This window comes from Streptomyces sp. NPDC057654 (genome assembly GCF_042800135.1).
GTDB lineage: Bacteria > Actinomycetota > Actinomycetes > Streptomycetales > Streptomycetaceae > Streptomyces.
Map to the genome: position 1 here is coordinate 1 of NZ_JBHVHQ010000360.1, position 8,126 is coordinate 8,126.

At 66.9% G+C, this 8,126-nt stretch carries 4 protein-coding genes; 3 read left to right on the plus strand and 1 reads right to left on the minus strand.

Annotated features, from left to right (window positions below; genetic code table 11):
• Nucleotides 1-55: 55 nt before the first annotated feature.
• Complete coding sequence (locus ACFU99_RS24350) at nt 56-3,919, minus strand: GH92 family glycosyl hydrolase (RefSeq protein WP_384395322.1); 3,864 nt, start codon at nt 3,917-3,919, stop codon at nt 56-58.
• Between the two features lie 615 nt (nt 3,920-4,534).
• On the opposite strand from ACFU99_RS24350, the gene ngcE reads away from it, so the two are divergent.
• The 3 genes from ngcE to ACFU99_RS24365 all read left to right on the plus strand — a co-directional run bounded on the left by ngcE (nt 4,535) and on the right by ACFU99_RS24365 (nt 8,089).
• A complete protein-coding gene (gene ngcE / locus ACFU99_RS24355) occupies nt 4,535-5,968 on the plus strand; it encodes an N-acetylglucosamine/diacetylchitobiose ABC transporter substrate-binding protein (protein ID WP_384395324.1) in 1,434 nt (477 codons plus the stop codon).
• A gap of 152 nt (nt 5,969-6,120) precedes the next feature.
• On the plus strand, nt 6,121-7,038 hold the full coding sequence (locus tag ACFU99_RS24360; RefSeq protein ID WP_384395326.1) for a carbohydrate ABC transporter permease: 918 nt from the start codon (nt 6,121-6,123) through the stop codon (nt 7,036-7,038).
• A 61-nt stretch (nt 7,039-7,099) separates the two neighbouring features.
• Nucleotides 7,100-8,089, plus strand: a complete 990-nt coding sequence (locus tag ACFU99_RS24365; RefSeq protein WP_384395328.1) for a carbohydrate ABC transporter permease — start codon at nt 7,100-7,102, stop codon at nt 8,087-8,089.
• Nucleotides 8,090-8,126: the final 37 nt, after the last annotated feature.

Below are 8,126 nucleotides of genomic sequence, written 5' to 3' on the forward strand. Positions count from 1 at the left end.
GGTGGGTGCGAATTCGCGCCCACCATGCCGCCGTATCGCCGACCAGTCGATCCAGCTACTTCAACAGCTCGATCTGGGCGAGCGTCGCCTTCTCCGTCGGCACCAGCCGGTAATGCGTGTACGAGCCGGGGGCCCGGACCGCGAATGTGCGCGTCTGCCGGTCCCACGGGAACGATTCATGCGCGCGCCGGTCCAACTGCCGCCACTTCCTTCCGTCGTTGGAACCCTGGAGCGCCCAGCCGGACGGCGCCGCGTCGTGCGCCGCGGAGGTCAGCGTGTACTGCACCGCCCGCGTCGCGCGCCCCGGCCGCACCTCGGCCGCGGTGAACGTCGCGTCCGTGGCCGAGGTGTTGTCGACCAGGTGTGAGCCGTCGCCGCCGCCGGTGAGCACGACCTCCGTCTTCGGGGTGGTCGCGTCCTCCATCGGCGTCGGCGGCTTGTCGCCCTTGGTGATGGACGTGGGCCCGGCGTCCTTGCCGCTGCCCCAGGACGAGGGCCGGTCGCCCATCGCGAACTCCAGCGTCCCGCCGCGCGCGAGCAGCGAGTGGGGGAGCGCGGTGGAGTTCCAGCGCTTGCCATCGACCTTCAGCCCCTGGACGTAGACATTCCGGGCGCTGTTGTGCGGGGCCTTCACGACGAGGTCCCGGCCGTTCTCCAGGTGCACGGTGGCCTTGGTGAAGAGCGGGGACCCCACCGCGTACTCGGGGCTGCCCATCACCAGCGGATAGAAGCCGAGCGAGCTGAAGACGTACCAGGCCGACATCTCGCCGTTGTCCTCGTCGCCCGGATAGCCCTGGCCGATCTCGCTGCCGAGGTACAGCCGGGAGGTCGCCTCGCGCACCTTGGCCTGGGTCTTCCACGGCTGGCCTGCCGCGTCGTACATGTAGGCGATGTGGTGCGAGGGCTGGTTGCTGTGCCCGTACATGCCCATGCGCACGTCACGCGCCTCGGTCATCTCGTGGATGATGCCGTTGTAGGAGCCCGCGAAGTCCGGGGAGGCGGTCTCCGGCGTCGAGAAGAACGTGTCGAGCTTCTTCGCCAGACCATCCCGGCCGCCGTAGAGGTTCGCCAGGCCCTTGGTGTCCTGCGGCGCGGTGAAGGCGAAGTTCCAGCCGTTGGTCTCGGTGTAGTCGTGGCCCCAGACGCGCGGGTCGTACGTGTCCGGGGAGAGCCGCCAGTTGCCGTCTCCGTCCTTGCCCTGGAAGAAACCGATCTTCGGATCGAAGAGCTTGACGTAGTTCTGCGCGCGGTTGAGGAAGTACGCGGACTCCTCCTTGTACCGGGCCTTGTGGGTCTTGGCGTAGAGCGCCCGGCCCATCTTCGCGAGCCCGAAGTCGTTGAGATAGCCCTCCAGCGCCCAGGACATGCCCTCGCCGGTCTTGGTGCTCGTATAACCGAGGAAGACCGAGGTGTCCATGCCCTTGCGGCCGACCCCCTTGTTCGGCGGGGCGACCGTCGCGTTCTTCAGCGCGGCCTCGTACGCGGCCTCGGCGTCGAAACGCACGCCCTTCTGGTACGCGTCGGCGAAGGCCACGTCCGAGCTGGTGCCGGTCATCAGGTCGGCGTAGCCGGGGGAGGACCAGCGGGAGATCCAGCCGCCGTCCTTGTACTGCTGTACGAAGCCGTCGACCATCTGGCCCGCGCGCTTCGGGGTCAGCAGGGAATAGGCGGGCCAGGTGGTGCGATAGGTGTCCCAGAAGCCGTTGTTGACGTACACCTGGCCGTTCACGATCTTCGCGCCGGTGTGCGTCGGGGTGTTCTCGCCCGTCGGCTTCGAGAAGGCGCTGGCGTACTGGTACCGGGGGCGGTGCGCCGAACCGGCGTTCTCGGAGGCCGAGTTGGGATACAGGTACAGCCGGTAGAGGTTGGAGTAGAGCGTGGTGAGCTGGTCGTGGGAGGCGCCCTCGACCTCGATGCGGCCGAGGATGGAGTCCCACGCGGCGCGGGCCTTGCCGGTGACCGAGGAGAAGGAGGCCGAGGCCGGGATCTCCTGCTGGAGGTTGGCCTTGGCCTGGTCCACGCCGATCAGCGAGGTGGCGATGCGCAGTGTGACGGTGCGGTCCTTGCCGGGCTTGAAGCGCATATAGCCGGTGACGTCGTCGCCCCCGCCGCCCTTCAGCTTTCCGCCCGCGGTCACCGGGGCGTCGAAGACGCCGTACACGAAGAGCCGCCCGGCGCCCGTGGACAGGCCGCTCTTGACGTCCGAGTAGCCGGTGATCACGCCGTGCTCGGGGTCGAGGGACAGCCCGCCCTCGTTCTTGACGTTGTCGAGGATGACGCTCGCGTCGTCGCCGGGGAAGGTGAAGCGCATCATCGCGGCGTGGTCGCTGGGCGCGATCTCGGCCTTGAGGCCGTTGTCGAAGGTGACGCCGTAGTAGTGCGGGTTCGCCGTCTCGCGCTCGTGGTGGAAGGGGAGCGCGCGGGCGGTCCGCTTCGCGTCCGGGATGCCGGCCGCGATGGACGGCATGACCTGGAACGTCTGCCGGTCGCCCATCCAGGGGCTCGGCTCATGGCTCGCGCTGAACGCCTGGATCGTGGGGAGGTTGTCGGCGTTGTTCGCGGCCGCGTACTGGTAGAGCCAGTCGGTGGAGCCCGCGTTGGTCACCGGCGTCCAGAAGTTGAAGCCATTGGGGACGGCGGTCGCCGGGAAGTTGTTGCCGCGCGAGAAGCTGCCGCTCGAATTCGTGCCGCGGGTCGTCAGCGCGTAGTCCGCGAGATGCGCGAGCCGCTTCTCCGGCGGCGCGGGCGCGATCGAGATGTCGTCCACCCAGCCGCGGAACTTCGCCGGGCCGCTCGGGGAGTCGTACGCGATCAGGACGCGGGCGACCGTCTTGCCCGCCGCCACCGCGCCGATCCGCGACTCCTTGTTGTTCCACTGGTTCGCGTACAGCGTCTTGGAGGCCGCCTGGCCCTGCGGGGTCAGCCGGGCGCCGTGCTGGTCGACGGCGTTCAGGTCGCTGAGATAGGTGCCGTCGGTGAAGGCGAGGTCCAATGACACATGAGTAGCGGGGTAATTGGCGTCGTATTCCGGCATCGACGGGAAGATCTTGTACGACAGGTTCGTCCGCGGCGTCACCTTGGTGTGCACGGCGAAGACCTTGTTGTACGAGTACGCGCGTCCCGTCGCCTTGTGCGTGCCCGCGTAGCGCAGCGCGTGCGTGCCGCTGAAGCCGACATTGGACTTGGCGGTGGGGGAGCCGGTGGGGCCCCGGTCCACGTACGTGCGCATGTCCGCGGGCGGCGGCGGGGCGTCGTCGCCGTTCGAGATCTGGAACTCGGCGAGCTGGGTGATGTCGTCGCCGCCGTTGCGCGTGATGTCGAGCCGGTAGTGCCGGTAGGCGGTGGAATTCTTGAAGCCGAACTCGCGGGTCTGCTGCCGCTTTTCGAAGGACTCGTCCTTGCGGGCGTCCAGCGCGGTCCAGTTCTTGCCGTCGTCGGAGCCCTTGAGCGTCCAGTCCTTCGGGTCCCGGCCGGGCGCGTCGTTCGCGGACGTGAGCGCGTACCGTACGACCTTGATGGGCTCGGAGAGGTCGAATTCCAACCAGGAGGTCTTCTCGAAGGTGAGCCATTTGCTGGTGGTCTCGCCGTCCAGCAGATTCTCCTTGACCTCACCGGACCCGCTGTTCTCGCCGCTGGCGCGCACGGCGGTGACCTTCTCGGTCACGCTGCCGGGTATGCCGGAGGAGTAGCCGCCGTCCACCCCGGACGCCTTCTTCTTTCCGTCCGGGCCGGTCTCGACCGTATTGCGCCAGTCGGGCCGAGGGTCGTCCGTTTCGAATGAGGAGTGGAACTCCTTGCCGGTTTTCTGGGGTTGGCCGGGGAACGCCACCGCTACGCCCTGTGCCGTCGCCACGAGCGCGGCCGCCGCCAGCAGGGCGGCCGGTCTGCTGACCGTCCGCCATCGTCGTCTCTGTCGCATCCTGTGCCTCTCAACGCATTTGACAACGTTGTCAATTGAGTCGCGCGGAGATAAGTAGGACGCGAGGGGCCAAAGGTGTCAAGGGGGCGCGACGGGACGGGGCCGTTGGAGGGATGGGCGGGGCGGGGTGCGCGGCTTCCGATTCGGCGCCCTCCGTTGCCTCGCCGAGCGGGGAATTTGTCGCGGTCACGACAGTGGGACGGTAAGTGCGGCGGGTGTCTCCGCGGGGCGGATACCGGCCGGTGGCGGCAGATGGAGTAGGCCCGCCGCGGCAAACGGAGTAGGGGCCGAGGAAGGCGCGGACCGCGCAATATGTCACCGAGGTCTCAACTCGGGAAAGACTGCTGACCAAAGCTGTATTCGATCTTGCTCATTCGACGGGCAGTGGACTATACCTGTCGGCGTCCGGACAGGTCGTACGTCACCGCTCCGGATCCGGGGGGCCTCCAGAAGGGGCACGGAACATCGCGCCTGGTGTGAACAGCGCCGGCCTCCGGGCATACCCAGCACAACCCTGCTTCGACTGACCCGCGGTGTCGGGCCCTTCGCCGAAGGCGAGTTCCAAGGGGAGACCGGCTTACCGCCTGAGTCCTGTTGGAAAGCGAGGACTTGAGCATGGGATCCACCTCAGAATTCAGCCGTCGAGACCTGATCAAGCGAGCAGCGGCCATCGGCCTGATCTCCGTCCCCTCCATCAGCGTCCTCAGCGCCTGCGCGAGCGGCGACAGCGGGGACGACGGGAAGAAGGCGGACAAGGGCAAGAAGACCGCGAAGAACCCCCTCGCCGTCAACGACTCCGCGCCCCTGGACGTCGTCATCTTCGACGGCGGGCTCGGCGACCAGTACGCGAAGGACGCCGAGGCGCTGTACAAGCAGGCGTTCCCCAAGGCGTCGGTCAAGCACACGCCGACGCAGAAGATCCAGACCACGCTCCAGCCCCGGTTCAACGGCGGCACCCCGCCCGACCTGATCGACAACTCCGGCGCCGAGCAGATGGACATGGGCACCCTCGTCGGCAAGCGGCAGCTGTCCGACTTCAACGCGCTGCTCGACGCGCCGTCCATCGACGACCCGGGCAAGACCGTGCGCGACACGCTGCGCCCCGGCGTCGCCGAGATGGGCAAGTTCGACGGCGACGAGACCTGGGTCCTCTATTACGCCTACACCGTGTACGGCGTCTGGTACTCGAAGACCAATCTCGGCAAGCTCGACGCCACGTACCCGGAGACCTGGGACGACATGCTCGCCCTGTGCGCGAAGGCGAAGAAGAAGGGCATCGCCGGCTGGACGTACCCGGGCAAGTATCCGTACTACCTGCCGTTCAGCCTCTACCCCTTCATCGCCAAGATCGGCGGCGTCGAGGTGCTGGACAACATCGACAACCTGGAGCCGAACGCCTGGAAGCACCCGGCGGTCAAGGCCGCCTTCGAGGCGTACTACGAGCTGTTCAAGAAGGGGTACATCCTTCAGGGAACCGCCGGGCTCACCCACATCGAATCGCAGACGGCGTGGAACGAGGGGAAGGCGCTGTTCATCCCGAACGGCTCCTGGGTGGAGAACGAGTCTAAGAAGACCACGCCCAAGGACTTCGAGATGACGGTCAGCGCGCCCTCCGGTCTCGACAGCAGCGACAAGCTGCCGTTCGGCACGCTGTGGGCGTCGGGCAGCGAGCCGTACATCGTGCCGAAGGCCGCGAAGAACCCGCAGGGCGGCATGGAGCTGCTGCGGATCATGCTCGGCAAGCAGTCCTCCCGGAACTTCATCAAGCAGGTCTCCTCGCTCACCTCCCTCAACGGCGGCACCGAGGGCGTGTCCCTGCCGCCGGGGCTGAAGTCCGCGCAGGCCGCGACCGCCAAGGCCGGCAAGAACATCGTCAACCCCCGGCTCCAGGACTGGTACGTGGCGCTCCAGAAGGAGAAGATCGGCGTCTCCGCGCTGGGCGAGATGATGGCGGGCCGGATGACCCCGGACGAGACGATCAAGAAGATCCAGAAGTTCACCGACGACACCCGCAACGACGACTCCGTCAAGAAGTACAAGCACCGGTGAGATGAGCGGCGTGCGCCGCGGCGCGTGCTTCCACGCGCGCGGCCGGCGTGTGCCGCCCAGGTGAACTGCGCGCGCTCGCCGGGCATTACACCATTCACGTCACCTGCGACACCTACGACGGCGCCCGCACGGGAAGATCGGGGTCGGTTGACATGCAACACGGTAAGTACCGTTTCATCGTGGGGTTCCTGCTCGTGCCCCTGGTGCTGTACGGGGTCTTCGTCATCTCGCCGTTCATCCAGGCCATCTACTACTCGTTCACGGACTGGACCGGCCTGAGCTCCGACTTCAAGATGGTCGGGTTCGACAACTACCAACGCATGTTCAAGGACGACGTGTTCTGGACATCCGTCGGCCACAACGTCCTGCTGCTGTTGCTGCTGCCGCTGGTGACCATCGGGCTCGGTCTGTTCTTCGCCTTCATGCTCAATGTCGGCGGCCGCCGCCGGAAGAACGCGGCGGTCGCCGGCGTACGCGGTTCGAGCGTCTACAAAATCATCTACTTCTTTCCGCAGGTGCTCTCGATCGCGATCGTCGCCCTGCTCTTCCAATTCGCCTACAACCCCAACAGCGGCGCCATCAACTCCCTCCTCAAAGCCGTCGGTCTGGGCTCCGTGCAGCCGGAATGGCTGGGCGATCCGAAGCTCGCGCTGTGGTGTGTGATGGCGGTGATGGTGTGGAGCAACGTCGGCTTCTACGTGGTGCTGTTCTCCGCCGGAATGAGCTCCATTCCGAAGGACTACTACGAGGCCGCGCTCCTGGACGGCGCCAACCGCATCCAGAGCTTCTTCAAGATCACGCTGCCGCTGCTGTGGGACACCGTGCAGACCGGCTGGGTCTATATGGGGATCATGGCGCTGGACGGCTTCGCGGTCGTACAGATCATGACGGTGGGGCCGGGCGGCCCGGACTACTCCACCGAGCTGCTGTCCTTCTTCCTCTATACGAAGGCGTTCCGCGACGGGCAGGCCGGATACGCGACCACGCTCGGCGTCGCGCTGCTCATCGTCACGCTGATCTTCGCGGGAATCGTCATGAAGCTGGGCCGGCGCGAACGGCTGGAGTTCTGATGGGCGCGGGAGCCGGGGCACCTGTTGAGATCACGGCAGCCGCGGAAGTGGGGGGAGCGCAGTGAGCGCGCAAGCAGAGTCCTCGGGGCGCCCGAACGCGACGAAGACGAGCGTCGGGGCGGCGGGGCCGGACACCGGGTCCGGCGGCGGGTCCGACGGCGGGGCGCCGCCGCAGCGGGGCGGCACGGCCAGAGTCGACTCGCCGCGCGGGCGCCTCGGCAGCGAGGGCAAGACCCTCAACGTCTTCTCGCACGCGACGCTGATCATCTGGGGGCTGATGGTCACCCTGCCGCTGCTCTGGGCGGTGATGAGCTCCCTCAAGGACGACAAGTCCATCTTCACCTCGCCGTGGTCGTTCCCGACGAGCCTGCACTTCGACAACTGGTCCCGCGCCTGGGACCAGGCCCACATGAGCCAGTACTTCCTCAACTCCATCATCGTGGTGGCCGGTTCGCTCACCGGCACCATGCTGCTGGGCTCCATGGCCGCCTACGTCCTGGCGCGGTTCGAGTTCCCCGGCAACCGCTTCATCTACTTCCTGTTCGTGGGCGGAATGAGCTTCCCGATCATCCTGGCGCTGGTGCCGCTGTTCTTCGTCATGAAGAACATGGGGCTGCTGGACACCTATCCCGGGCTGATCCTGGTCTACATCGCCTACTCGCTGCCGTTCACGATCTTCTTCATGAGCGGCTTCTTCCGCACGCTCCCCAGCTCGGTCGCCGAGGCGGCGATCATCGACGGGGCGTCCCACACCCGGACGTTCTTCCAGGTCATGCTGCCGATGGCCAAGCCGGGCCTGATCAGCGTCGGCATCTTCAACTTCCTCGGCCAGTGGAACCAGTACCTGCTGCCGGCCGTGCTCAACGTCGGCGACGAGGACAAGAAACTGCTGCCGCAGGGGCTGGTGGCGCTCGCCGTCAGCCAGGGCTACAAGGGCGACTGGTCGGGGCTCTTCGCCGGGCTGGTGATAGCGATGCTGCCGGTGCTGGCGGCGTACATCGTCTTCCAGCGGCAGGTGCAGAGCGGCCTGACGGCAGGGGCGATCAAGTAGGGGCGGCCGAGGAGTGAGCCGCCGAGCGGTGGGCAGG